30 protein-coding genes and 2 pseudogenes are annotated in these 25,823 nt (G+C 38.5%); 8 read left to right on the top strand and 24 right to left on the bottom strand.

The window, feature by feature from the left end; translation table 11 throughout:
- Window positions 1-49 precede the first annotated feature (49 nt).
- From lspA to DV740_RS03025, 3 genes are all read left to right on the top strand, one after another.
- Complete coding sequence (lspA, locus tag DV740_RS03015; protein ID WP_118057458.1) at window positions 50-571, top strand: signal peptidase II; 522 nt, start codon at window positions 50-52, stop codon at window positions 569-571.
- 15 nt (window positions 572-586) lie between these two features.
- Window positions 587-1,507 carry an RluA family pseudouridine synthase gene (locus DV740_RS03020; protein WP_118057459.1) on the top strand — a complete coding sequence of 307 codons (921 nt, stop codon included), beginning with the start codon at window positions 587-589 and terminating at the stop codon, window positions 1,505-1,507.
- 180 nt (window positions 1,508-1,687) lie between these two features.
- Window positions 1,688-2,317: a cytidylate kinase-like family protein gene (locus tag DV740_RS03025; protein WP_022243824.1), complete on the top strand. Its 630-nt coding sequence runs from the start codon at window positions 1,688-1,690 to the stop codon at window positions 2,315-2,317.
- A gap of 287 nt (window positions 2,318-2,604) precedes the next feature.
- On the opposite strand, the gene dtd is transcribed toward DV740_RS03025, so the two are convergent.
- Window positions 2,605-3,054 carry a D-aminoacyl-tRNA deacylase gene (dtd, locus tag DV740_RS03030; RefSeq protein ID WP_117946959.1) on the bottom strand — a complete coding sequence of 150 codons (450 nt, stop codon included), beginning with the start codon at window positions 3,052-3,054 and terminating at the stop codon, window positions 2,605-2,607.
- A 116-nt stretch (window positions 3,055-3,170) separates the two neighbouring features.
- Here dtd and DV740_RS03035 point away from each other — a divergent pair, with 116 nt between their 5' ends.
- A complete protein-coding gene (locus DV740_RS03035; RefSeq protein WP_118087447.1) occupies window positions 3,171-3,899 on the top strand; it encodes a tRNA lysidine(34) synthetase in 729 nt (242 codons plus the stop codon).
- Complete coding sequence (locus DV740_RS03040; protein WP_117841060.1) at window positions 3,892-4,941, top strand: tyrosine-type recombinase/integrase; 1,050 nt, start codon at window positions 3,892-3,894, stop codon at window positions 4,939-4,941. Before DV740_RS03035 ends, DV740_RS03040 begins: the two co-directional genes overlap by 8 nt.
- Before the next feature lie 115 nt (window positions 4,942-5,056).
- Here the strand turns inward: DV740_RS03040 and DV740_RS03045 are convergent, their stop codons facing one another.
- The 3 genes from DV740_RS03045 to DV740_RS03055 all read right to left on the bottom strand — a co-directional run bounded on the left by DV740_RS03045 (window position 5,057) and on the right by DV740_RS03055 (window position 7,221).
- Entirely contained in the window at window positions 5,057-5,770 is a 714-nt protein-coding gene (locus tag DV740_RS03045; protein ID WP_022243828.1) for a lysophospholipid acyltransferase family protein, read from the bottom strand.
- 129 nt (window positions 5,771-5,899) lie between these two features.
- On the bottom strand, window positions 5,900-6,517 hold the full coding sequence (locus DV740_RS03050) for an SGNH/GDSL hydrolase family protein (protein ID WP_118087448.1): 618 nt from the start codon (window positions 6,515-6,517) through the stop codon (window positions 5,900-5,902).
- Window positions 6,518-6,744: 227 nt separating this feature from the next.
- Window positions 6,745-7,221, bottom strand: a complete 477-nt coding sequence (locus DV740_RS03055) for a LysM peptidoglycan-binding domain-containing protein (protein ID WP_118087449.1) — start codon at window positions 7,219-7,221, stop codon at window positions 6,745-6,747.
- A 165-nt stretch (window positions 7,222-7,386) separates the two neighbouring features.
- On the opposite strand from DV740_RS03055, the gene lexA reads away from it, so the two are divergent.
- From lexA to DV740_RS15395, 3 genes and pseudogenes are all read left to right on the top strand, one after another.
- Window positions 7,387-8,004: a transcriptional repressor LexA gene (gene lexA / locus DV740_RS03060; protein ID WP_022243831.1), complete on the top strand. Its 618-nt coding sequence runs from the start codon at window positions 7,387-7,389 to the stop codon at window positions 8,002-8,004.
- Window positions 8,005-8,204: 200 nt separating this feature from the next.
- Window positions 8,205-8,366, top strand: a pseudogene (locus tag DV740_RS15390) (transposase zinc-binding domain-containing protein); the annotation flags it as partial.
- A pseudogene (locus tag DV740_RS15395) lies at window positions 8,364-8,535 on the top strand (IS91 family transposase); the annotation flags it as partial. The pseudogenes DV740_RS15390 and DV740_RS15395, both read left to right, overlap by 3 nt.
- A gap of 302 nt (window positions 8,536-8,837) precedes the next feature.
- Here the strand turns inward: DV740_RS15395 and DV740_RS03070 are convergent.
- From DV740_RS03070 to DV740_RS03165, 20 genes are all read right to left on the bottom strand, one after another.
- On the bottom strand, window positions 8,838-9,575 hold the full coding sequence (locus tag DV740_RS03070; RefSeq protein WP_118087450.1) for a leucine-rich repeat domain-containing protein: 738 nt from the start codon (window positions 9,573-9,575) through the stop codon (window positions 8,838-8,840).
- 139 nt (window positions 9,576-9,714) lie between these two features.
- Window positions 9,715-10,068, bottom strand: a complete 354-nt coding sequence (rsfS, locus tag DV740_RS03075) for a ribosome silencing factor (protein ID WP_022243832.1) — start codon at window positions 10,066-10,068, stop codon at window positions 9,715-9,717.
- A complete protein-coding gene (gene nadD / locus DV740_RS15400) occupies window positions 10,061-11,263 on the bottom strand; it encodes a nicotinate-nucleotide adenylyltransferase (RefSeq protein ID WP_330415616.1) in 1,203 nt (400 codons plus the stop codon). Before nadD ends, rsfS begins: the two co-directional genes overlap by 8 nt.
- A gap of 45 nt (window positions 11,264-11,308) precedes the next feature.
- Window positions 11,309-11,602, bottom strand: coding sequence for a ribosome assembly RNA-binding protein YhbY (gene yhbY, locus DV740_RS03085; protein ID WP_022243834.1), 294 nt, complete (start codon window positions 11,600-11,602; stop codon window positions 11,309-11,311).
- Window positions 11,603-11,608: 6 nt separating this feature from the next.
- A complete protein-coding gene (gene obgE / locus DV740_RS03090) occupies window positions 11,609-12,898 on the bottom strand; it encodes a GTPase ObgE (RefSeq protein ID WP_118087452.1) in 1,290 nt (429 codons plus the stop codon).
- Window positions 12,899-13,048: 150 nt separating this feature from the next.
- The gene (gene rpmA / locus DV740_RS03095) at window positions 13,049-13,339 is read right to left on the bottom strand and encodes a 50S ribosomal protein L27 (protein ID WP_022243836.1); all 291 of its coding nucleotides are present in this window, start codon (window positions 13,337-13,339) and stop codon (window positions 13,049-13,051) included.
- 3 nt (window positions 13,340-13,342) lie between these two features.
- Complete coding sequence (locus DV740_RS03100; protein WP_022243837.1) at window positions 13,343-13,672, bottom strand: ribosomal-processing cysteine protease Prp; 330 nt, start codon at window positions 13,670-13,672, stop codon at window positions 13,343-13,345.
- A gap of 16 nt (window positions 13,673-13,688) precedes the next feature.
- Complete coding sequence (rplU, locus tag DV740_RS03105; RefSeq protein WP_118087453.1) at window positions 13,689-13,994, bottom strand: 50S ribosomal protein L21; 306 nt, start codon at window positions 13,992-13,994, stop codon at window positions 13,689-13,691.
- 223 nt (window positions 13,995-14,217) lie between these two features.
- On the bottom strand, window positions 14,218-15,483 hold the full coding sequence (locus tag DV740_RS03110; RefSeq protein WP_158561495.1) for a ribonuclease E/G: 1,266 nt from the start codon (window positions 15,481-15,483) through the stop codon (window positions 14,218-14,220).
- On the bottom strand, window positions 15,476-16,198 hold the full coding sequence (locus tag DV740_RS03115; protein WP_117698623.1) for a TIGR03936 family radical SAM-associated protein: 723 nt from the start codon (window positions 16,196-16,198) through the stop codon (window positions 15,476-15,478). The genes DV740_RS03110 and DV740_RS03115 overlap by 8 nt, the downstream gene beginning before the upstream one ends.
- A complete protein-coding gene (locus tag DV740_RS03120; RefSeq protein WP_118087455.1) occupies window positions 16,182-18,047 on the bottom strand; it encodes a TIGR03960 family B12-binding radical SAM protein in 1,866 nt (621 codons plus the stop codon). Before DV740_RS03120 ends, DV740_RS03115 begins: the two co-directional genes overlap by 17 nt.
- Before the next feature lie 54 nt (window positions 18,048-18,101).
- Window positions 18,102-18,434 carry a hypothetical protein gene (locus tag DV740_RS03125; RefSeq protein ID WP_022243842.1) on the bottom strand — a complete coding sequence of 111 codons (333 nt, stop codon included), beginning with the start codon at window positions 18,432-18,434 and terminating at the stop codon, window positions 18,102-18,104.
- 59 nt (window positions 18,435-18,493) lie between these two features.
- Window positions 18,494-19,774 (bottom strand): bifunctional phosphoribosyl-AMP cyclohydrolase/phosphoribosyl-ATP diphosphatase HisIE, encoded by a 1,281-nt coding sequence (hisIE, locus tag DV740_RS03130; protein ID WP_117841069.1) that lies wholly within the window; start codon window positions 19,772-19,774, stop codon window positions 18,494-18,496.
- Window positions 19,775-19,782: 8 nt separating this feature from the next.
- On the bottom strand, window positions 19,783-20,376 hold the full coding sequence (gene hisB, locus DV740_RS03135; RefSeq protein ID WP_117946965.1) for an imidazoleglycerol-phosphate dehydratase HisB: 594 nt from the start codon (window positions 20,374-20,376) through the stop codon (window positions 19,783-19,785).
- A 15-nt stretch (window positions 20,377-20,391) separates the two neighbouring features.
- On the bottom strand, window positions 20,392-21,690 hold the full coding sequence (hisD, locus tag DV740_RS03140) for a histidinol dehydrogenase (protein WP_118087456.1): 1,299 nt from the start codon (window positions 21,688-21,690) through the stop codon (window positions 20,392-20,394).
- Between the two features lie 2 nt (window positions 21,691-21,692).
- The gene (gene hisG, locus DV740_RS03145) at window positions 21,693-22,346 is read right to left on the bottom strand and encodes an ATP phosphoribosyltransferase (protein WP_117698626.1); all 654 of its coding nucleotides are present in this window, start codon (window positions 22,344-22,346) and stop codon (window positions 21,693-21,695) included.
- A 2-nt stretch (window positions 22,347-22,348) separates the two neighbouring features.
- The gene (gene hisZ, locus DV740_RS03150) at window positions 22,349-23,542 is read right to left on the bottom strand and encodes an ATP phosphoribosyltransferase regulatory subunit (RefSeq protein ID WP_117841073.1); all 1,194 of its coding nucleotides are present in this window, start codon (window positions 23,540-23,542) and stop codon (window positions 22,349-22,351) included.
- Window positions 23,543-23,635: 93 nt separating this feature from the next.
- Complete coding sequence (locus tag DV740_RS03155) at window positions 23,636-24,169, bottom strand: Holliday junction resolvase RecU (protein WP_117698628.1); 534 nt, start codon at window positions 24,167-24,169, stop codon at window positions 23,636-23,638.
- Window positions 24,169-24,816, bottom strand: a complete 648-nt coding sequence (locus tag DV740_RS03160; protein ID WP_118087457.1) for a histidine phosphatase family protein — start codon at window positions 24,814-24,816, stop codon at window positions 24,169-24,171. Before DV740_RS03160 ends, DV740_RS03155 begins: the two co-directional genes overlap by 1 nt.
- A 50-nt stretch (window positions 24,817-24,866) precedes the next feature.
- On the bottom strand, window positions 24,867-25,823 hold the full coding sequence (locus DV740_RS03165; RefSeq protein WP_118087458.1) for an RluA family pseudouridine synthase: 957 nt from the start codon (window positions 25,821-25,823) through the stop codon (window positions 24,867-24,869).

The following is a 25,823-nucleotide window of genomic DNA, read 5'->3' on the forward strand; positions in this document are numbered from 1 at the left end:
TCCACTTCCGGCAGTATGTTTCATAAAAAAGACGAAAGGCGATAGATTTATGAATAAGAAAATCATGTATATAATTACTATATTGAGTACAGCAGTATTGCTTTTTCTCGACCAGATAGCAAAATATTTAGCCGTGCTTCATCTCAAAGGACAGGCTGCAATTCCAATTATTAAGAACGTTTTTGAATTGCAGTATCTTGAAAATCAGGGGGCAGCCTTTGGTATTATGCAGGGAAAGAAAACTTTTTTTGTGATTGGGACATTGATTTTCCTTGTAATAGTGATAATTCTTTATCATAATATTCCACTGACGAAAAGATTTACACCAATCCGCATTGTTGCTGTACTGATTGTTGCCGGTGCTATTGGAAATATGATTGACCGTGTTGTACACCAGTATGTCATTGATTTCTTTTATTTTAAGCTAATTAATTTCCCAATTTTTAATGTTGCAGATATTTATGTGGTAGTAGCATGTATTCTCTTTATTCTGCTGATGCTGTTTTATTATAAGGAAGAGGAATTAGGTCAGATTTTCCCATTTATGAAGAACAAAAAAGCGGAAGAGTAGGGGGAAATTTCTTTTATGCATAAGGAAACTTTTGAAGTTACAGATGAATATGAAGAGGAACGTCTGGATAAGTTTCTGGCTGCTATCTACCCGGAACAGTCCAGAAGTTTCTTTCAGAAGCTGATAAAAGACGGGCTGGTATTGGTCAATGATGTGCCACAATCAAAAGCAAATTATCGGATGCATATAGAAGATATGGTTTCTGTGACCATACCAGATGCGGTAAAGACAACCATTTTACCAGAAGCTATTCCATTAGACATCTTGTATGAAGATGATGATGTAATTATCGTTAATAAACCCAAAGATATGGTTGTACATCCATGTCCCGGACATTACAGCGGAACGCTTGTAAATGCAATCATGTACCATTGCAGGGAAAATCTTTCCGGAATCAATGGTGAAATCCGGCCAGGCATCGTTCATCGAATTGATAAGGATACCACCGGTTCACTGATTATATGCAAAAATGACCAGAGCCATCGTCTGATTGCAGAACAGATTAAAGTGCATTCCGTTAACCGGCTGTATCGTGGCATTGTAAAAGGCATTGTAAAAGAAGATTCCGGCACCATTGAAGGCGCAATCGGACGTCATCCAAAAGACCGTAAGAAAATGGCAATTAATGAACGAAATGGGAAAACCGCAATTACCCATTACCGTGTTATAGAGCGTCTAAAAGATGCAACTTATATGGAATTCAAACTGGAAACGGGACGTACCCATCAGATTCGTGTTCACATGGCAAGTATTGGTCATCCCTTACTGGGCGATACCGTATATGGCAGTCTGAAGAATCCATATCATCTGCAAGGACAGACCCTTCATGCTTATATCATTGGATTTGTGCATCCGGCAACCGGAGAATATGTTGAGTTTAAAGCACCGATTCCGGAATATTTTGAAGATCTTTTAAATAAATTGAGGAAGAATTAATTCAGGATTCTTCTTCAATTTTTTATGCTTTCTCCGGTATTATTTTCGGTAATATTTAGTGTTTGGCTGTTTTCAATTTTAAAAAATTCTATTTATTTTCAGAAAAAACTAGGAATAGTGCACTAAATATGTTATAATTCATTTATCAAGTTATATATTTTGCATAAAGAGGTGATTACTATGGGAAATAATGTTGTTATAACCATCGGACGTGAATTTGGAAGTGGCGGAAGAGAAATTGGCAAGAAAGTTGCAGATCGTCTCGGCATAAAGTTTTATGATAAAGAGCTTTTACAGGAAGCTGCAAAAGAAAGCGGTTTCTGCCGTGAAATTTTTGAAAATCAGGACGAAAAGCCAACGAACAGTTTCTTATATTCTTTAGTTATGGATACATATTCCATAAATGGCTATTCATCCGCACCGTTTTTAGATATGCCGTTAAATCACAAAGTATTTTTAGCACAGTTTGAAACCATTAAGAAAATTGCTGAAAAAGAATCCTGTGTCATTGTTGGTCGCTGCGCCGACTATGCACTGGCAGAAAATCCAAACTGCATCAATGTATTTATTCATGCTGACAAGGAATTCCGGACAAAACGTGTAGCTGCGGAATTGCAGGTAAATGAATCCAAAGCAAAGGATGCAATTCAGAAAAAGGACAAACAGCGTGCCAGCTACTACAATTACTATACCAGCAAGAAATGGGGCGACTCAAGAAGCTATCATCTGACCTTAGACAGCAGCGCTCTTGGCATTGATAAATGTGTAGAAATGATTTTACAGTATCGTGCATTATATCTTATGAAATAAGAACCAAAAAGCGCATGAACTTTTAAAGTATTTCAAAAGAAACTTTAGAGTTCATGCACTTTTTATTTTTCATTCATATTTTTCCCTCATTTGCTATAAAGCAGAACTGCCAAAGGGGGATAAAAAGCTCTGAAACAACCATAAGGGAATGCCTGCATAGGTCAAAGGCATTTATGCGTGCGTCGGCGCTGACCGGCTTAAAATGGCAGCAATTATTCGTAAAAGCTGTGTTTTGCGAATAGATAACTCACACCCTATATATACCATATTAACGCACAAAGCAGATTTTACATCAAGTCTTTTGAATCTAATATAATTGTAAATGGACCGTCATTCAGCAAAGTTATCTTCATATCTGCTCCAAAGGAACCAGTTTGTACGTCCGGAACTTCGTCACGACATTTTTCAATGATATATTCATATAATTCGTTGGCTTTTTCTGGATTACCTGCATTTACAAAGGACGGTCGATTTCCCTTACGGCAATCTGCATATAATGTAAATTGTGAAACTAACAAGAGGGATCCATTTACATCCTTTAGACTTAAATTTGTCTTGCCATTCTCATCTGCAAAAATCCTTAATCCCAATAGCTTTTTAACTAATTTATCTGCAATTTCTTCATTATCATCCTCAGCAATTCCGATTAATACCAGGTAGCCATTCTGAATGGAACCAATAATTTTCTGTTCAACTTCAACTTTGGCATGTGTAACACGCTGTATTACGAATTTCATTCTTCTAAAATTCCTTTCATTACATATTCTTATCCTATTATATATGTAAAGACATAGATTTTCCAGTAGTTTTCATGTATAATGTATTCGTAAAACACAAAACTTGGAGGCTATTCATGAAACTTCAAAAATTATATAGTTATACCAGAAAGGCGATGGATGATTTTCAGATGATTAAAGAAAATGATTCTATTGCGGTTGGTATTTCCGGAGGAAAAGACAGTCTTACGCTGCTATATGCCCTGGCTGGTCTACGCAGATTTTATCCGGTGTACTACTCTCTTACTGCCATAACAGTTGATTTGGGATATCCGGATTTTGATTTAACAGAAATCAAAGCATTGTGTCAGAAGCTGGATGTGCCATATCATATTATTCCAACACAGATTGGGGCAATTATAAAAGAGCAGAACAAAAAGAATAGCCCCTGCTCCCTTTGCGCCAAGCTTCGAAAAGGAGCATTAAATCAGGCTATCATAGAACTTGGGTGCAACAAGGTTGCTTATGCGCATCATAAGGATGATATCATAGAAACGATGCTGCTTTCTCTTATGTTTGAAGGAAGATTTTATGCATTTCCACCGGTTACACATCTCGACCGTAGCAATCTCGATGTTATCCGGCCACTGATGTATGTTCCGGAAGTCGATGTAATTGGTTTTAAAAATCATTACAATCTTCCTGTTGTTAAAAATCCATGTACATTTGATGGAAAAACAAAGCGTCAGTATGCCAAGGATTTATTACAACAGCTTAATAAAGATCATCCTGGTGTAAAGAACCGTTTATTTACAGCAATTATAAATGGGAATATTCCAGACTGGAGGCAATTATCCAATGAATGAAAAGGCATATTATGAATCAGTAAATACAAAAAATGAATTAAAGTTACGTGAACTTCAGAAGGAGCTGCCCCCCTTCTGCCGAGAGTTTTTTATCGGAATGAAGGCGTCTGTTTCGTCCCGGACCCTATTGGCTTATGCATATGATTTAGGTATATTTTTTGATTTTATACATCAGAATAATCCCATTTGTGCGAAAAAGCCGGTAAATGAATTCACCATCGATTTGTTAGACCAGATTTCGCCTATGGATATTGAGGAATATCTTGATTATTTAAGGGTTTATGAAAAAGATGGTGTTGCGCATACCAATGATGAAAGAGGCATTTCACGTAAACTGGCAAGCTTACGAAGCTTTTATAATTACTATTTCTGTAAAGAAATGATAACAAAAAATCCTGCACAGCTTGTCCGGATGCCAAAAAAACACGAAAAAACCATAACGAGACTTGATGTAGATGAAGTTGCTATGCTGTTAGATGAAGTTGAATCTGGTGAAAAATTAACCGAACGCCAGCAAAAGTTTCATGAACAGACCAAATGTCGTGACCTTGCAATTATGACATTGCTTTTAGGAACAGGAATCCGTGTTTCTGAATGTGTGGGACTTGATATCACAGATGTAGACTTTCGTAACAACGGAATCAAAGTGCATCGAAAAGGTGGAGCTGAAGTTGTTGTATACTTTGGTGATGAGGTTCGCACAGCCCTTTTAAATTATCTGGAAGAAAGAAATACCATTGAAGCTGTGGAAGGAAGCACCCATGCCCTCTTCCTTTCCCTGCAGAAGAAACGAATCGGTGTCCGGGCAGTAGAAAATCTGGTAAAAAAATACTCAAAATTAATTACTACCATGAAGAATATTACACCGCATAAATTAAGAAGTACCTATGGAACGTCACTATATCGCGAAACAGGCGATATTTACCTGGTGGCTGATGTCTTAGGCCATAAAGATGTAAATACCACGAAAAAGCATTATGCGGCCTTAGAGGATGAACGTCGAAGAACTGCTCCAAAATATATTCATTTGCGGGATGAATAAAAATAGAAAAATAAGTAATATATTATAAAAAAGTAAAACAGTTTCCATTTTGGCATTATAAAAGTAGGTATATATTATAACCACCATCTTGGAAACTGTTTTTAAATAATAAATCTTATAAAATACTTGATATCTTATCCTGAATCCGCTGTTTTACTAATTCGGCAATTTCTTTGGATTTCATATCTTTATACTCTTCGTAATAAATCGGCTCCAAATAATGAACCTGTGTAGTAATCGGCCACAGATAAAAACTGTTAAAGACTTTGTAGGAATCAATCAGCGCAATTGGTACAATTGGTACATGTGCTTTTATTGCAGATTTAAAACTACCCGCTTTAAAATCACAGACACGATTACGGTTATTGAATTCGTAACCACCTTCCGGAAAAAGAATGTATTTCTTTCCGTTCTTTACATCTTCTGAAACTTCGGTAATAATTTTCAAAGCCTGACGGACATTATCTTTTATTAAACGCTTACCCTGAAGTAAGTCAACAAATTCACTTACAAGAATGGTATGGGATTTTGCTTCGTCCATAACAAGGGAACAAGGTTCCTTATGAGTGCTTATGATACCAAGAGCATCATATTTACCCTGATGATTCGGATACATAACATATCCACCTTCTTTTGGAAGATTTTCTTCGCCATAGGCTACAGTCTTGATTTTACCGGAACGCTTCATTAAATAAATGACATGACGAACCAGTTTATATCGTTCTTCTTCCGAATATTTTTCCGGATGATCTGCCCACTTTCTCATTTTCGGTATAATATATGGGGCTCGAAAAAGATTCATTAGAATAACATATATAAAACGTAACATTTTCTAACTCCTTGATATTTTAATCTTGTACTATGCGTAAAATAATACATAACTATTATACCACATTCCGAAAATTCGACAACTATTCTTTCTTTTCTGATAAATTTTTATTTTAAATTTCTTAGCATATTATGCTGCAATCACTTTAAGGACTGCTTCTGCCAGCTTCTGATGTCCCTCTTCATTTAAATGTTCTCTATCAGCACTGCTTGGTGCTGCAATATCAGATGCAGCGAGAAAATCGCAGTTGTATTTTAGGGCAATTCTTTGATAAACGAATTTCAATTTTTTAGATACTTCAACAGATTTCTGATTAAATTCAGGATCAAACTCCGGCTCCCAAACTCCTTCTCCCAATTGGATTGGAGAAATTAACAAAATACGGGTATCTGAATCAATTTTCCGGATCTGTTTTAATAATTGTTCTATTCCAAGTCCAATTGCTTCTGCTGATGCATGATATAAGCTTTTGCAGTCATTCGTTCCTAACATAAGAACAACCCGGTCAATTGGAGCGTGACTTTCTAACAGTGTCGGAAGTAAGGCAGCCCCCTTCCGTCCCTCTCTTAGCTCATCTTCAAAGACGGTGGTTCTACCGCATAAACCTTCTTCTATAATACGATAACCTTTTTCATATAAATGTTGTTCTAAAAGACCTGTCCATCTGGTATCACGTCCATATCTTTCTTTTGTGCCAGGAATTAAACCGTAAGTATTTGAATCGCCAAAGCATAATATTTCTTTCATAGTAAACCTCCATTTGTCTAAAATAATGTAATTTGATATATGCAGTTGAAAATAATATTTTTCTTATTTCCTACTATATTAATATGCTTACTATGAAAAAGTCAATATATAATTAAAAATAATATTTAAAATAGCATTAAAACAAAATCTCTTCTTGTATATCTTATTTATCCAGAAAGGTATCTAATTTATCTAAAAGCGGTCTGTGTTCTGTCATATCTGAAATCCTATTTAAATTCACTGGAAGAATAAGAAACAGTAAGGTACTCTCCTGCATGGATGGTATCACTGGTCAACTGGTTCATCTCTTTTACTTCTTCGATATAGGATGCATAATCGGCGTCATCACCGGCATATTGCTGGGCAATAGTCCAGAGAGTATCCCCTTTCTGTACTTCAATGCTGGTATAATATTTATAGGTATTTACCTCATTGGAAGCTTTGCTCTGTGAAGAAGCAAGCAGGTTGCTTCCTAAAATAACACCAAGGATGGTTAAAAACACTGCCAGAAAAGAAATAATAAGATATCTTTGAATCTGGCACACATATGCTCTGTTTCTTCTTCCGTTTGCACGAATTGCCATCGTACGATTCAATGTATACTGAGTTCCATCCATATATCTGCGCCTGTTGTCCATTCTATTTCCCCTTCCGTAGTATTCTTTATATTCGTTGTATCCATATACTCTATTATCACGATTCATTGTTTCGTCTCCTTTCGAACATCTGTTGCGAACATTTGTTTATATGTGCATTATATATAGGGAACATTCGTTTGTCAAGAAGAAAAGCGAACAAATTTTCGGAATATGTGTTTGCTTTTTCAACGAACATATGTTAGACTTAGAATATAAAAAGGAGGTAATGAGATGGCATACGGAAAAATCAGTTCAAAACAAAAGGAAATTCTTGAATATATTAAACAGGAAATTTTAAATAAAGGATACCCACCTGCTGTTCGTGAAATTTGTGAAGCAGTTAATCTGAAATCAACTTCTTCGGTTCATTCTCATCTGGAAACTCTTGAGAAAAATGGATATATCAGACGTGACCCTACGAAGCCAAGAGCAATTGAGATTATTGATGACAGCTTTAATTTAACCAGACGTGAGGTTGTTAATGTTCCTATGGTAGGAAGCGTTGCTGCAGGACAGCCGATTCTTGCAGTAGAAAATATTACCAGCTATTTTCCTATTCCGGCAGAGTTTATGCCAAATGCAGAAAGCTTTATGCTTCGTGTTAAAGGAGAAAGTATGATTAATGCAGGTATTTTTGACGGAGATAATGTCCTTGTAAAGCGTCAGTCTACTGCCTCTAATGGTGATATTGTAGTTGCTCTTGTAGATGATTCTGCAACGGTTAAGACCTTTTATAAGGAGGATGGTTATTATCGTCTGCAGCCGGAAAATGATTCCATGGATCCGATTATTGTAAAAGAATGTTCTATTCTCGGAAAGGTATTCGGCGTATTCCGTTTCCTTGCTTAGTTATAAGTATTAACTATAGAGCCTGCTTTCGGTAGACTCTTATGAATGCACTCAACAGACTAACACCCATAAAACTACGAGAAATACGCTTTGCAAGCTATTCGCGTAAAAAAGTGTCTTCGACACTCTCAGCTCCCCTGACCCCTCATTCATGAGGGGAAGGGGTTTTCCTTTGTCTTTCTTTATTGTAAAATTCTATTATGAATATATTACAACCTATCTTTACTGATTATTATGAACCTATCATTTACAAACTTCATCCTCGTCCTTCTGTTATCGAAAATGTCAACAAGATGATTCATTGTGGTGATCCTTCTCACGGTGGTGCCATGTATGGCTGTCTTCACTGTGGAAATCTTAAACAACGTTTCCTGCGTTCTATTCAGGATTGGCAGCACTCCATCCTTCTCTCTTTCGGATACGACCCTCTCTGTTGTTCCGAATGTGGTACTTCTATGTTAGTTTTAGAAGTTTACCACAAAAAAAACTGCACTATTTGAACAATATCGAAAGGTTATGAAATATGGATAAATCCATGCTCATAATAATTCTTTCTCCATAGTCAGATAGTGCAGCTACCCTAAACCAAAACAAAAAACTTCATAAACAACGTCATGGCGAATCCAACATTCGCTCTTTTGTCATGTCATTTTTTATTTCCAGTTTATTATACACTATTTCTGACGATTTGAGAAATTTCCTATAAAAGAAAAAGAGCTTCCCATGATGATGGAAAGCCCTTAAAATTTACATAATGATGCCCCTTGTTGCAAACTATATCAAACAGTCCGGGGCCTTAGCTTAATCGTTAACTAGAAGTAAATCATACAGAATTATTCTACTGTGTATGTAAGATTATTTTCTTTTGCATATTGTTCAGCATATGAACCAGCCTTAACGATCAAATTGAAGTCTATAACATGCATCTCTGTAACACTTTCTGGAACTTTCAAATCCATTCCTTCATTGTTCATCGGAGGATAAATCATATTTGAGAAATCATCTTCACCGATTTTTTCTAATCCTTCATTTAGTATTAAATTCTGAAGATTAGTGTTTACAAAAGCAGCTCCACCTATAGTTTTTACAGAATTTCCAAGAACTACATATTTAAGTTTTTCACAATTACCAAATGCCGTTTTTGCCACTTCGGTAACATTATTCCCAATCCGAACAGCTACAACATCTTTGTCATTCGCAAATGTTTTATTAAATCCAACAACTTTCTTTCCATCAATTTCATCTGGAATAACCACGATTGGATCCTTACCAACATACTTCTCTATTACTATTTCATCTGAGTTGTCAATTAACTCAAAATCCTCTGCCGGTGTCTCATCATGGCTCATCAAATCATCCATTGTGATTTCATCTGCTGATTTATACTTCGTATCTTTCTTATCATCATCTGACTTACTATCGCTTGATTCATCTTTCTGGCTGTCCTGCACATCTGCTGTTTGTTTTGTTTGGTCTGTCTTACCTGCATTGTCTGATGACGAACTTCCACAGCCTGCTGATGACACAGCCATTGTAAAAATCATTCCTAAAATCAATAGTCTCTTTTTCATTTCTTTCTCCTTTGAAGTTAATTATTTTATATAATTTTATATTACTTTAGTAAATGGCGCAATAAGTCAGAATTACCATTAATCAGATAATTTCTGTAATAAATATGGATTTTGCTTACAGTAAAAATCTTCTGGTATTTTAAAGTTCTTCCGGGTCAATATCTTTTCCATCTCTCCAGATGCGCTCTAAATCGTAGAAGAGACGATCTTCTTTTGAGAAGATATGAACGATAATATCACTGTAGTCCATCAGAATCCAGCTGGAACGCTGATTTCCTTCAATCTGTTTTGCATGATAACCGGCTTTATATAACTGTTCATCTACGCTGTCCTGCATAGCCTGTAACTGATTGGCATTACTTCCACTGGCGATAATAAAATAATCTGCGATAACAGATATTTCACTGATATCAATAATACGGATATCTTCTGCCTTCTTTTCCGATAAAGCCTGATATGCAAGCTTCGCCATTTCTTTCGACTGTTTATTCATGAGAACCTCCTGTATAGTAATGATATGTTTCAATTGTCATTGGATCGATATTTTTATCATTTTTACTGCCATTGAGATAATGAATGGTATCACTTAAAATCATTTTCAGTGCTTCATCTAAATCTTCAAAGGCTGTTTTTCTGATTTCTTTTAGGTTTGCTGCTTTATCCCGTTTTGGTTCGATATAATCAGCAATAAATACGATTTTATCCAGTGTATTCATTGCCGGTGCCCCGGTGGTATGAACAGAAATTGCATGAAGAATCTCTTCGTCCTCTACTTCATATAATACTCTGGCAAGAAATGCACCGACTTTAGCATGAAGTAAAAAAGGATTATCCTTTTCCACCTGCGTGACAGGAATGTTATTCTTCGCACAGATTTTTAATTTCTTTTCATTTGGAATACACTTGGCACAATCGTGGAGCAGACCTGCAAGCTGAGCCTTTTCCATATCATAATCATTTGCCATGGCAAGACAGGCCGAGGTATACATAACCCCTAAAGTATGCTCATAACGGTCTTTATCCAGTTCTTTTTTTAATGCTTTTTTTATCTTATTAAATCTTTCGTTCATTGGTGTCTGGCCTTCATCCTCCTGATATAAACACTGGTGGGCAATATATTCTTCCACTTCCGGTGTGACAAGGTAACGTATCGGTTCCCCTTTTGCCACACGTTCCCGGATATTATGAGAAGAAACGGAAACATTTGGTGTGATAATCGGCCTTATATCCGCCTCATAGAGCCGCTTTAACTCCGCAGCCTTATTCTTTATCTGGTTCATATCCAAATCGTCTCTGATGGCAACTAAGAGCGTTGCAAGACGGCAAATTTCTGCCGGCTCCATCCATTTATCCAGATAATCAAGGGAATCTGCTCCCATAATAAAATAGAGTTCCCAGTCTGGATAGGTTCGGTGAAGCTCCTGCAGCGTCAGATACGTATAGCTGGTGCGGGCTGCATTAATCTCCATGGCCGAAAAATAAAAATCCGGATTATTTTTAATCGACAGGCGAATCATCTCCAGCCGGTGGGCAGACTGTTCAATCTCTTTATCATCCTTATGAGGCGAATGTCCCGTTGGAATAAAAAGAATCTGGTCTAAATGATATTGTGTTACCGCATTCTGTGCAATAATCAGATGCCCGATATGAATCGGATCAAAGGTTCCGCCAATAATTCCAATACGCACTTTCTTCAATCTTCTACCACCCTTCCAAGGTATAAAAGCTTTCGTTTATAACAATTCAATCTTTGGATGTTTCTTGGACTTACGGTAAAGAACGATTTTTTTACCGGTTACCGCAACCACCTGTGCATGCGTACGTTCAGCAATCATTTCACCTAATTCACGCGGGTCATCAGCACAGTTTTTTAATACAGAAATCTTGATTAATTCACGTTTTTCAATGGCATCATCTACTGCTGAAATAATTTCCGGTGTAAGAGATGCCTTTCCAATCTGAAAAATTGGATTTATCGTACTTGCCATTCCTCTTAAATGGGAACGCTGCTTACTCGTTAATTCCATAATGATTTACTCCTTATAATAATCGAATTCAAGTCCATACATACGGACGGTGTCACCTTCCTGAATACCCTTAGCCTCTAATTCCTTTAAGATTCCCTGTTCTTTTAAGAATTTCTGGAAGAAAAGGAAACCTTTCTCCGAATCAATATTGGTGTAACCCAGCATTTTATCGATTTTAGGACCTTCTACAACATAAGCACCATCTTCCGGATCAACCTCAATGGTATAAGGTTCACCCTCTAATGCTCTGGAATCCGGGAAGAATTCCTGTTCATAGATGACCGGAGTATCGTCCATTTCATCTAAAAGACTCTTCACATAAAACATTAACTCACGGACACCCTGACGGCTGACCGCAGAAATTGGAAACACTTTAATGCCGGATGGTTCAAAGGTTTCTTTTAATTTCTCAATTATTTCATTATTGCCTTCATAAATAGCATCAATTTTATTGGCTGCAATAACCTGAGGTTTCTTTAACAATTCAGGGTTAAAGGATTCCAGCTCCTGATTGATGGCATGAATATCTGCAATCGGATCTCTGCCTTCTGTTCCGGCAGCATCCACGACATGAATGATAACCTTGGTACGCTCTATATGCTTTAAGAATTCATGTCCAAGACCGATTCCTTCGGATGCCCCTTCAATCAGTCCCGGAATATCAGCCATGACAAATCCGGCACCTTCGCCTAAATCAACGACACCAAGAATCGGATTTAAAGTTGTAAAATGATAATTTGCAATCTTTGGTGTTGCATTGGTGGAACTGGATAATAAAGTTGATTTTCCCACATTTGGGAAGCCGACTAAACCAACGTCAGCAATTACTTTAAGTTCCAGTCGAACTTCAAGTTCCAATGCTTCCTGCCCTGGCTGTGCATATTTCGGTGCCTGCATAGAAGAGGTTGCAAAATGCTGGTTTCCAAGACCACCCTTCCCACCGGTTAAAATAATCTGTCTTTTATTCTCACCGGACATATCTGCAATTACCTTATCGGTAGCTGCATCTCGGATAATGGTTCCGGCCGGAACATGAATGACAAGGTCTTCACCCTTTTTTCCGTGGCAGTTTCGTTTTTTTCCTTCTTCTCCGTTTTCTGCAGCCCATTTGTACTTATGACGGAAATCATTTAAGGTATTCATGCTGTCATCTACTTCAAAGATGATATCGCCACCTTTTCCACCATCGCCACCGTCCGGACCGCCATCCGGAACATATTTTTCACGGCGGAAGCTCACATGACCGTTACCGCCTTTTCCTGATTTTATAATAATTTTTGCACTGTCGGCAAACATAATTTTCTACCTCATTATTGATTGTGATTAAACATCAGTTACTGTAATCGAATGATAACTTTAAGTGCTTCTAAATTACTTCAAGTTAAAATATAGTTTCCTATAAGTGAAAATAGACCCGGCGCTTTCGTGTCGGGTCTATCATGCATCTTATTCGTTTGTTGCTACTGGATAAACAGAAGCCTGTTTCTTATCTCTGCCTTTTCTTTCAAATCTAAGAACACCGTCTGTTAATGCGAATAAAGTATCATCTCCGCCGATACCAACGTTAACGCCTGGATGAATCTTTGTTCCACGCTGTCTGTATAAAATGTTACCAGCCTTAACGAACTGTCCGTCTGCTCTTTTTGCACCTAATCTCTTGGATTCAGAATCTCTACCGTTCTTAGTAGAACCAACTCCCTTTTTATGAGCAAAAAACTGAAGGTTCATATTCAACATGTTCTACACCTCCTTGAAGTTTAAAATGATGTAATCATTTCCATAATTGTTTTGTATTCCCTGTAAGCCTAAAACCATTGTGTCCAAAAGTAACTTTGCATCATGTCCTGCCGGCTGCTCAAAAGATACGGAAATCAATCCGGTCTCTTCGTCCTGATTGGTCTTGAACTGTTCTTTTGTGAACATTCCAAGGGCATTGATTGTATTAATCACAAGAACCGAAATTCCTGCACATACAATATCCTCTCCGGCATCTGCATATTCAGCATGTCCGACACAGGAAAAAGCAAGATACTCTTGTTTCTGGTTTCGAAAAATCGTTATCTTTGTCATAACAATTTCCTATCGATTACGCATTAATTTTTTCGATTTTCACCTGTGTGAACGCCTGTCTATGACCGTTCTTCTTGTGATAGCCGGTTTTTCTCTTATACTTGTAAACGATAACTTTCTTAGCTCTGCCTTCTTTTACTACAGAAGCTTCTACAGTTGCGTTAGCTGCGTCTGCACCAACTTTTAATCCGTTGTCAGATACTGCTAAAACCTGATTGAAAGTTACTTTCTCACCAGCCTCAACACCAAGCTTTTCAATGGTAATGATATCGCCTTCAGATACTTTGTACTGTTTACCACCTGTTGCTATAATTGCGTACATATGGCACCTCCTATTATCATTACTCGCCAGTTGTGGTGCTATCCTTACGATAGACTTATACCTCACTGTGCGGCATACTGTTGTATCATAGCACACGAATTACGATTCGTCAACTATTTCACGCTATAATTTTAATTATTTTTCAGGTATTTTCCGGGTATTGTATTCAGATATTTCTTTGCATATCTTGATAGATACCTTGATGTGGCTTTTGCAGCTGCTATCATCTTAGCTGAGCCACCTGCTCCAAAAGGGTCTTACGCTCCTTCTTCCGGGTCAGCTCCACTAAGCCAAGCTTTGTAATATCCACAAGCCGTACCGGAACCGGGTCTTCTTTTAAGGATAACCGGAACTGGTGCATCAGCTCTTTTCTTTGCTCTTCTTTTGCCATATTGATGAAATCCACAATGACAATTCCTGAAATATTACGAAGCCGGAGCTGTCTTGAAATCTCTGCAGCAGCTTCTAAATTAATCTTATAATAATATTCTTCTGCATTTTTTCCGGAAGTATTCTTTCCACTGTTTACATCGATAACTGTCAGAGCTTCCGTTGGCTGAATGATAAGATAAGCACCAGACTTCATCCAGACCCGTTCCGATATTGCACGCTGTATCTGCGTCTCAAAGGAATAAAGGGTTCCTAATGAAATGGCATCATTTTCATAGAACCGTATCTTAGATAAAATATCAGGATTTCCGGCATAAAGCTGTTGAAGCTCTTCATAGATATTCTTATCATCCGTAATAATTTCACCAAGCTCTTCCTGGTAAAGGTGATTGATGGCATTTTCATAAAATTTCTTTGGCGGAAGCAGGATAGTGTAACAGGTACGGAAAAGAAAAGTTGCAGCTAATTCCTGATAGTCAGATAAAAGCTGTTTGTATTCTGTTTCCAATTCTTTCTGAGAAGCACCTGCCGCATTGGTTCTTACGATAAGACTATGCGGCTTCCTTTTTTCTTTCTGCCCGGCATTCTGCGTTGTATCGGCAGCCGTTTCTTTTCTGGAAAGCGGCATCTGTTCGAAAAGCTGTACCTGACTGCTTAGTCTTTCTTTTTCATCAGCACTTAATTTAGCAGAAATGGCAAGAGGACGGTTTTCATTTGTCAGGACAAAATACTTTCCTGCAAGGGAAAGCTTGGTATCCGCAATGGGATACTTGGTCTTGATTGCCTCTTTGGTAATCTGCACCACAAGTTCATCCCCTTCGGTCAGCTTTCCGCTTCTGCACTGCTTCGAAAACCAGGCATCTTTTATATGTGCTGTTTCCAGATAACAGGTTACTCCCTTTGCAATGTCCACAAAAGCGGCATCTAAGTTCGCGGCAATCTTTTTTACCCTGGCAATACAAATTATTCCCGGTACAACCTGATTTTCTTCGGATAACGGATGAAATGCAATTTCCCTAAACTTGTCCTTTTCATCTAACAGTGCCGTAAAATAGGAGTCGCCTACATAATGCTGCCTTGTAATGATAAATTTATTCAAGAATGTCATCTCCCATTTCATCCAATGCAATCAGAGTGCCGTCTTCTTTTCGGGCATATACGTCCACACGATGAATCTGAAACTGCATTTCGTTATAAGGAAGTTCCAGATACCGGTAAAAGGCTTCTAACAAAAGCTCTGGTTTTACATTATCTACGCTTCCTGTAGATACTTTAAGATAAAAGAATGGACAGCCATCTGCTTCCTCAACCTGAAAATCATATACCAGCTGCTTTAAGTCCATGACTTTTTCGCTTTTTTTTGTCTTTTTCGTAACCAGAATCTCCGGAGCATCTTCATAAAATGCTTTTACTTTACCTTTTAGTTCATCCAAAGTGAATGGACAATTTCCTTTATCCTTATAAAATACGTTATAGTCTGCTGCTGCAACAATGGACATCGCTGTTTTTGCATGCTCTGGCAGCATCCGGTAAGATACGATTTCAACACCTTCCACCATGGTATCATTTAAAGCCTTAACGGATTCAATTGAACTTCTGGTAGAATGTACTTCAATATCAAGATATTCTCCATCACTGGTGATTCCAACTCCCAGCGGTGCCGCAAAAGACATAATCTGATGCGGGGAAAATCCCTCGGAATATGCAATATCAATCTCAGCACGACGCATTGCTTTCTGGAAATAACGCATCATATCAAGGTGTCCAATAAATTTCATTACACCATATTTTCGAAATTTAATTCTTATTTTCAAAGCAGACACCTCCCTTAAACTGAGCAGCTCCACAGCCCTGACACTGCATCCGGCAGTTTGGAGTTACTTCTTCTTTTCTGGCACGTTCCCATTCGCGGATTAAGAACTTTTTCGAAACGCCATCATCAATAAAATCCCATGGAAAAATTTCATCCAGAGGACGTTCCCGCATGGTATAGAAATCGGTATCAATGCCACATTCCGCAAAAGCCTCTACCCAGCGGTTATTATCAAAAAATTCCGTCCAGGCATCAAAGATACCACCTTTTTCATAAACCTTAAGCAAGACAGGGGCAATCCGGCGGTCTCCTCTTGCAAGAATACCCTCTAATACCGTAACATCTGCTTCATGCCAGTTATACTTGATGCTCTTGCGGTTTAACTGTTCTTTTACAGCATCATTTACCACCTTGGCTCTGCCAAGATAGCTGTCCTTGTCATACATTCTCGCCCACTGGAATGGAGTAAATGGCTTTGGTACAAAGAAAGAGGTACTGATAGTAATCTGACATTTTCCATTCCGCTCTTCCTTTGGAATCTCATAATAACGGACTGCAATTTTATTGGCAAGTTCTGCTATGGCACGCATATCATCTTCCGTCTCGGTCGGAAGTCCTAGCATGAAATAAAGCTTTACTTTATTCCAGCCGCCTTCAAACGCCATTCCGGCACCATTTAAAATCACCTCTTCCGTCAGTCCTTTATTAATAACATTACGAAGACGCTGGGAACCGGCTTCCGGAGCAAAGGTAAGGCTGCTCTTTCTGATATCCTGCACTTTTCCCATAACGTCTAAGGAAAATGCATCGATACGAAGAGATGGCAGAGAAATATTTACGCCTTTATCCTTAAAGTTATCAATCAGAAAATTAACCAGTTCTTCCAGTTGCGAATAATCACTGGAACTTAAAGAACTTAAAGAAATCTCTTCATGTCCGGTATTCTTTAACATTTCATAAGCATAATGTTTTAAGACTTCTACATCTTTTTCACGGACCGGACGGTAAATCATTCCTGCCTGACAGAAACGGCAGCCGCGGATACAGCCACGCTGAATCTCTAATACCACACGATCCTGGGTTGCTTTAATAAAAGGAACAACCGGTTTCTCCGGGTAAACAGAATGGGACATATCCATCTGAATCTGTTTCTTTACCGTTGCCGGCACATCCTCATATTTTGGTGTAAAGGATGCAATCGTTCCATCTTCTTTATAAGCCACCTCATACATGGAAGGCACATAGATTCCAGGAATAGACGCTGCACGGCGTAAGAATTCCTTTCTGCTGGCCTTTTCTTTCCTGCACTGCTTATACAGCGTAAATAATTCCGTATAAGAAATTTCGCCTTCTCCGATATAGAACAAATCAAAGAAATCTGCAATCGGCTCCGGATTATAGCTGCAAGGACCGCCACCGATTACAATCGGGTCATCTTCTTTTCGCTCAGAAGACAGCATGGCAATCTGGGATAAATCAAGAATCTGTAAAATGTTGGTATAGCACATCTCATACTGGATGGTAATACCAAGGAAATCAAAATTCTTAACCGGCTCCTGACTTTCCAGTGCAAATAAAGGAATATTTTTTTCTTTCATAATCTTGTGTAAATCCGGCCACGGAGAATAAACCCGTTCGCAGTATACATCATCCCGTTTATTAAACATATCATATAAAATCTGAATGCCCAGGTGAGACATTCCGATTTCATAGACATCCGGAAAGCACATTGCAAAACGGATGTCAACGTCCTTCGGATTCTTCTTTACCATATTCAGCTCGTTTCCGATATAACGGGCCGGTTTATCAATTGTTAAAAGTATTTCATCACTTAATGCTAAAGTGTTCATCTGGTACCTCAATCATTCTTAAATATCATAATCCGATTTGTAAAAAAATAACGCTTATTTATTTTTTGCAAAATCCGAAATCATCATAACATACTTTTGCAGTTTTGTATAATCATAGTTTTCTTCTAATTGTCGGTACATCCATTTGGTATCTTTTTCACCGGCAGTTCCCGGAAAAGGAAGCTTTCCTTTATCACATAAAACAAACACCACAAAAAGGCAAATACAAAGCAGCCATTTTACTTTCCAAATGGCTGCTTTTCCTGTGTTTATTAACTCCTCGTCCGTGTCTTTCCGTGATTCCGAAAAAGAATTTCTGGCACGAAGAATATATTCCCGTCTGTTTGCAATATAATCCTGTTCCAAATAAATCGCACCTTTCTGCATATCATTGCCTGATTGTTATTCTGCTGTAATCTATGCAGAAAGTGCAGGAACTATGTATATTATCTCTGGGCAAGTTCCTGGGTAACATCCTCCCATGTTACGCCTTTTTCTACCATCAATACCATTGCATGATAAAGGAAATCTGAAATTTCATAAATAATCTCTTCCGGTTCCGGATTCTTTGCGGCAATGACAATCTCGGTTGCTTCTTCGCCGACCTTCTTTAAAATCTTATCAATTCCCTTATCGAAAAGGTAGTTGGTATAAGAGCCTTCCTTTGGATGAATCTTACGATCCGCAATAATGGAGTAGACATCCTCAAATACCTGCAGTGGATTTTTCTCAGCATATTCTTTCTTGACAATTTCATTAAAAAAGCAGCTTGGTGCTCCGGTATGACATGCCACGCCAATCTGGGATACCTTTGCAAGAATGGTATCAAAGTCACAGTCTGCCGTTAAAGATTTCACATACTGGATATGACCACTGGTCTCACCCTTCATCCACAACGCCTTACGGCTACGGCTGTAATAAGTCATCTTTCCGCTGGAAATGGTGGTATTGAACGCTTCTTCATTCATATAAGCTACCATAAGTACTTCATCGGTACGGTAATCCTGTACTACAACAGGTACCATTCCATCCGAATTCAATTTGAAATCACTCCATTTTAATGCCGGAGCAAAATTGTCCATACGGATTCCGCTGGCTGCAAATTCTGTCTTTAATTTCATGATATCTGTCCTGGTATCATTAATAAATGCACCACAGATTCCTCTGACATTTTCACGGTTTAATACATCCACCAGTGCATCCTTGTCATAATTATCATACTGAACGACATATGGCAGATTTGTAATATTTTCTACTCCGTCCATCATGGATGGATCAAGAACAATCATTTCATGAAAATATTCATCCAGTTCATCTTTGTGTTTGAATAAGAAATCAATGTTCTTTACAGAAACTATCATACGGTCTTTTCCGAATCGTTTTGCACCTTCCTCCGCCAAAGACATGCTGACAGATTTGGCACCGTTTAAAACAACCTGTTTACATCCGGCATAGATAAATTTCTTAATGTCTTCCAGACGGTTGATATTTCCACCTGCATAAATCGGAATCTCTACAGTACGGAAAATATCTTTTACCGTATGAATATTTTTCTCATGCTCTTCATCACCGGTTGATAAGTCATAGATTAAAATCTTATCAATTCCACTGTCATTATAAAGCTTGGTAAGTTCTTTTAAATCTCCTGCAGAACTAAGGTCACTCGGGCTCTTTACTGCCTCTCCGTTTTTCAGATAAATGGTTGCTACTATATTCTTGTGTTTCATATGCTCACCTATAAACTGCCTTTCGTTGATAATATGTCGGTAATACGCGGGTCAATGATGGTTGCCTCATCCAATGCCTTTGCAAATGCCTTAAACATGGCTTCAATCATATGATGGTTATTTCCGCCTGTAATGACCTTAAGATGTAAATTCATTCCGGCGCTATAGGAAATGGCATAAAAGAATTCTTTTACCATTTCGGTATCCATATAACCTACGCGGTCTGTGGTAAATTCTGCATCAAAGGATAGATACGGTCTTCCGGATAAATCTACCGCACAAAGCACCAGTGTCTCATCCATTGGCAGCATACAGCTTCCAAAACGTTTGATACCCTTTTTGTCACCGACTGCTTTTTTAATGGCATTGCCAAGGACGATTCCGGTATCTTCAATGGTATGATGACAGTCCACCACCAGATCTCCGGTCACTTTGACATTTAAATCAAATAATCCATGTCTTGCAAAGCCATCTAACATATGGTCGAAAAATCCAATTCCGGTATCTGCCTTTGCATCCCCTCTGCCGTCCAAATCAAAGGAAAGGTAAATATCGGTTTCTTTTGTTTTTCTTGTATATTCTGCAATACGTCTTTGTTCCATGAAACAAACCTCCGTTTAGTTTTCGTCTTCAAATCTTACTTTAACGGAATTTGCATGTGCCGTCAACTGTTCGCACTCTGCAAACTGGGCAATATCTTTATATACTTCCTCTAATGCTTCCCTGGAATAGGAAATAATGCTGGATTTCTTAATGAAATCATCTACGGATAATGCAGAGAAGAATTTTGCGGTTCCATTGGTTGGAAGAACGTGGTTTGGTCCTGCAAAATAATCTCCAAGCGGTTCACTGCTGTATTCACCGATGAAAATTGCTCCGGCATTTCTTACCTTGGTCATAACTTCAAACGGATTCTTTGTTACAATTTCCATATGTTCGGATGCAATTTCATTTACTGCAGCAATGGCTTCCTCCATATTATCTGCAATTAAAATATATCCATAGTTATCTAAGGATTTCTGGATGATTTCTTTTCTGGAAAGCTGTGCAGTAAATTTTGCCGCTTCCTCAGAAACACGCTCTGCCAGATCACGGCTTGTGGTAATCAAAATTGCGGAAGCCATTTCATCATGCTCTGCCTGGGATAAAAGGTCGGCTGCAACATATCTTGGATTAGCTGTTTCATCTGCTAATACTAAAATCTCACTTGGTCCGGCGATGGAGTCTATGCTGACATAACCGAATACGGCTTTTTTCGCTAAAGCTACATAAATATTTCCAGGGCCAACAATTTTATCTACTTTAGGAATGCTTTCGGTACCAAAGGCGAGAGCTGCAATTGCCTGTGCGCCTCCTACTTTATAGATGCGGTCTGCACCGGCTTCTCTTGCTGCAACCAGGGTAGAAGGATTTACCTTACCATCTTTTCCAGGCGGTGTTGTCATAATAATTTCATCAACTCCGGCAACCTTGGCCGGAACAATATTCATCAGTACGGAAGAAGGATAAACGGCTTTTCCACCCGGTACATAAACACCGACACGGGCTAATGCGGTTACCTTCTGACCTAAGATAATACCTTTATCCTGGCTGTCAAACCAGCTGTTCTGACGCTGTTTTTCATGATAGGTACGGATATTTACAAGAGATTTCCGGATGACTTCAAGGAGCTTCGGATCTACTGCATCATAAGCCTCCTTAATCTCTTCTTCTGTTACTAAAATATTATCTTTATTAATCGTTGCGCCATCAAATCTCGCTGTATAGTCAAATAATGCAGCATCCCTGTTGGCACGTACCGTTTCAATGATTTCCTGCACGCTGGCTTCAAATTTGCCGTAGCTGTTGGGGCTTCTCTTTAAAAGATTCTCTAATATATTACCCTTTGTCTCTTCTGTCAACTCTAAAATACGCATGTTTATGCCTCCTTTAATACCGATTTTAAATCTGTAATTAATTTCGTAATCCGCTCATGTTCCATTTTCATACTAACCTGATTTACGACCATCCGGGCAGAAAGCGGACAAACTTCTTCTAATACTTCAAGTCCGTTTTCACGTAAGGTTGAGCCAGTCTCTACAATATCACATATTACCTCAGCAAGTCCAACAATCGGGGCAAGTTCGATGGAACCGTTTAATTTGATAATTTCTACAGTCTGATGTTTCTTATTATAAAAATAATCTTTTGCAATGCGCGGATATTTGGTTGCCACACGGATCAGTTCGTGATGCTGTAATAATTCTTTGGATTCTTTTGGACCGCAGATACACATTCTGCATTTTCCAAAGCCCAAATCCAATACTTCATAAATATTTCTTGCTTCCTCTAAAATTGTATCCTTTCCCACAATACCGATATCTGCCGCACCATATTCTACATAAGTTGGTACATCCGGTCCCTTGGCAAGGAAGAAACGAAGCTTTAATTCTTCATTGACAAAAATAAGTTTTCTGGTATCCTTGTCTTTCATTTCTTCACAGGTAATGCCGATTTTTTCAAAAGTCTCTAAGGTTTTATTTGCCAGTCTTCCCTTACCTAATGCAAAGGTTAAATATCTCATATCTTCCATTTCTATTCTCCATCCATAAATGTCAGTTCTGCAATCTGATTTCGCAATGCATATGCTTCATAATCTGCTTTTGATTTATCCATTGCCCAGGCAATCAGTTCCACATTGCAGTCCTTTGCCCTCAGTGCAATGGCTTTCTTTACTGCTTCCCTGCGGTATTCCGGTTTGTATACAATCAGCTGATTGTCATGTTTTACGGTAATCTCAATTTTCTGTCTTGAAATTGCTGCCATTAACTGGTCTACTACTATCGCAAATCCAATGGAAGCTGCATCTTTTCCAAAATAAGTAAGAAGCTTGTCATAACGGCCACCCTTTACAATCGGTTCACCGCTTCCGTAAGTATAACCGGCAAAAATTACTCCGGTATAATAATGATAGCTGCTTAACATACCAAATTCATAGGTCACATATTTGTCTACGTCATATACTTTAAGCACCGCATCTAAGTCTTCCAGTCTGCGTATCGCTTTATAAACCCTTGGATAATCAGCTGCATAGGTCTTTGCTTCTTCAAAGGAAGATGCATTATCATAAATGGTTCCAAGCATTCCGAATAATTCTTTTAAATTCTGGTTCATGGAGCAGTCGGAAATCTCTTCTTCTACACCAAAGAAATTCTTATTGGCAATCAGTTCCCGGATAACTTCTTCCTGTTCTTCGGAAAGTCCTGCCGCTTCCATTAAGCCACGGAAAAATTCCACATGTCCCACACTAATCTGGAAATCCTTTAAACCACTGCTCTTTAATGCGTCAATTGCCATGGCAATCATCTCTGCATCGGCATCTACGGTATCATCTCCGATTAACTCTGCTCCAAGCTGGGTGGATTCCTTTAATCTTCCCTGATAACTATGGTTATTAATAAAGGTATTTCCCATATAAGAAAGGCGGATTGGCATATCCTCATCCATAAAATATTTTGCGGCAGACCGTGCAATAGATGGTGTAATATCCGGTCTTAATACAAGGGTATTTCCTTCCCGGTCAAAAAATTTATATAATTCGCTGGATGGAATGGTTCCAACTTCTTTTCCAAATATATCGAAAAATTCAAAGGTTGGTGTCTGAATACTGTGGTATCCGTGTCGTTTTAAAGCCTTATGCAGCCGATCCTGCAGCTCTAATTTTTTTTCACACTCTTCATTATAAATATCCCGGACACCCTCTGGTGTATGTAACAATTGATTTTTCATATAAACCTCCAGTTTTTCTCAAAGCACTTTAGTGTGCTACCATGCTACCACGGTGAATTGCTTTTCCTAGTATATATTACCTGGAAATAATTGTCAATCCCTTAGCTCCAAATCTTTTTTCAAGCCTTCCAGATAGGGAACCAGGATTCCCGACTTCTTTGGCAGGAAAAATTCCGGATTTAATTCTTCTAGCCGGAAGCTCTTCCGTCCGCCATTCTGGGCTCTCTCCCAGAATTCATAAAGCTGTCGGAATGGCATATAGTAAAATTCATCCCGTTGGGTATAAAATATCAGAATAAAAGAAATACCCTGCTGATTTTCAAAATCCTGCATAAACTGAATCTGGTGAGCATGCACATTGGCAAGAGGAAACGTATCGGTGTGACATTCCTTGGCATCAAAGCAGACCGGAATGCCCTGTACTGCCCCGATATAATCTACGGTACTTTTCTGGTCAAAATAGGCAAGGGTAATATGTCTTGTTTCTTTATCAATATTAATTGGTGTAATCGGTGTCGGAATTTTCTGTATCATTGCTAAATTATGCTCTGCATATTTTTCATTGGTCCGGTTGATAAATTCCTCTAACGTAGAACCTCTTAATCCTCTGGAATTCCAAGTTGGCATCAGAGTATACTTCCTTTCTTTTCTTCCGGCAGTGTGTAATAAATTTTATGTTCTTCGAGAATCCTTATTTTCTGATTCTTTACTTCTAATATATTTACACTGCAGTTTGGCTGGTGGCTGTTCCAGAAATCCTTGATTTCAAGTCCTTTTATGTATGCAAGAAATGCCCGGATGATTCCACCATGACAGCAGATGAGCACACGCTTCATTTTTTCTTCCAGTGGAAGGATTTCATGCTTTAAAAAATCTTCCACCCTGCCAAGTAATGCTTCGTAGCTTTCGCCCTGTTCCGTGGCACGATACTGTTCCGGCGCATGAAATAAAGCATCAATATTTTTAAGGGCCGGATTCCAGCTGAGATCAGCAAGCTTCTGTCCTTCCCCTTCTCCGAAGTTCATTTCACGGATACGTTCATCATAGGAAATCGGGGTGTCCGTTCCTCGCAGAATAATCTCTGCCGTCTGTCTGGCACGAATTAACGGACTGCAATAACAGTAGTCAAAAGTCAGTCCTTCGTTTTGGAATCCCTCTTTGGTCTTTTCGGCTAATTCCAGTCCGAATTCATTTAATGGAATGTCAAGGGTTCCCTGTATCAGTCCTTTTTTATTGTAATCGGTTTCTCCATGCCGCATCAGATATACTTTCATCTTACTTATTCATCCTTCCTGTAACATCAGTAGTCTTTCGTTAAAAACAATTACTGCTCTGTGGCATTCTGATTTGCGTAACAAATAGCCTTATTAAAATCATCCGGTGGAGCTGCTTCTACACATCTGCCATCTGCAAATATCATACGATAAGCATGTAAAAGCTGATGTTTTACGCCGGTGCGTTCCCGGTAAAAATGATTGATTTTTTCATTACCATATTTACTGTCTCCGATAATCGGATGACCAATGGATGCTAAATGGGCACGGATCTGATGGCTGCGTCCGGTAATCAGATGCACCTGCAGCAGTGTGACATCCTGATATACTTCCAGTGGCTCATACTCGGTTTCGATACAGAGTGCATCCTCTGTTTTTTCCTTTGAAATAAATACACGATTCTGCCTTTCATCCTTCATAAGATACCCCTTTAAATGCTGCGGTGCTGTAATGCATCCGGCTACCAGGCAGAGATAATATTTCTTTACGGTTCTTTTTTTCAAAGCCTCGGATAAATCCTGCAATCCCTTTAACGTCTTTCCGGCTGTCAGAAGTCCTGAAGTATTGCGGTCAAGACGGTTGCAGACGGACGGCCGGAAGGTTCGCAAATCCGTTTCCTTAAGGGTTCTGCTTTGAAGAAGATATCCGATAATATATTCGTTGGCAGAAATATCGGATGGCTGTGCCTTCTGTGACAGCATTCCGGCAGGTTTATTGATGATTAAAATATCTTCATCTTCATAAACGATATCCAGTGCTGTGGTTGGAAAACTTTCTTTTACCTCTGCTCCTGCAAACTTATCATAAGTTTCATCTGCTAAAAACAGCTTTACTTCATCCATGGCTTCCAGTTTTTCAGAACCATCTGCCTTTTTTCCATTTAATACAATATTCTTCTTCCGAAGCATTTTATAGACAAAGCTTGACGGTGCTTCTTTTAAAAGCTTTTTTAAATATTTATCAAATCGTTGTCCTGCTTCATTTTCTTTAATGATAAATGTTTTCAT

This window comes from Roseburia sp. AF02-12 (assembly GCF_003461765.1).
GTDB classification, from domain to species: domain Bacteria; phylum Bacillota; class Clostridia; order Lachnospirales; family Lachnospiraceae; genus Roseburia_C; species Roseburia_C amylophila.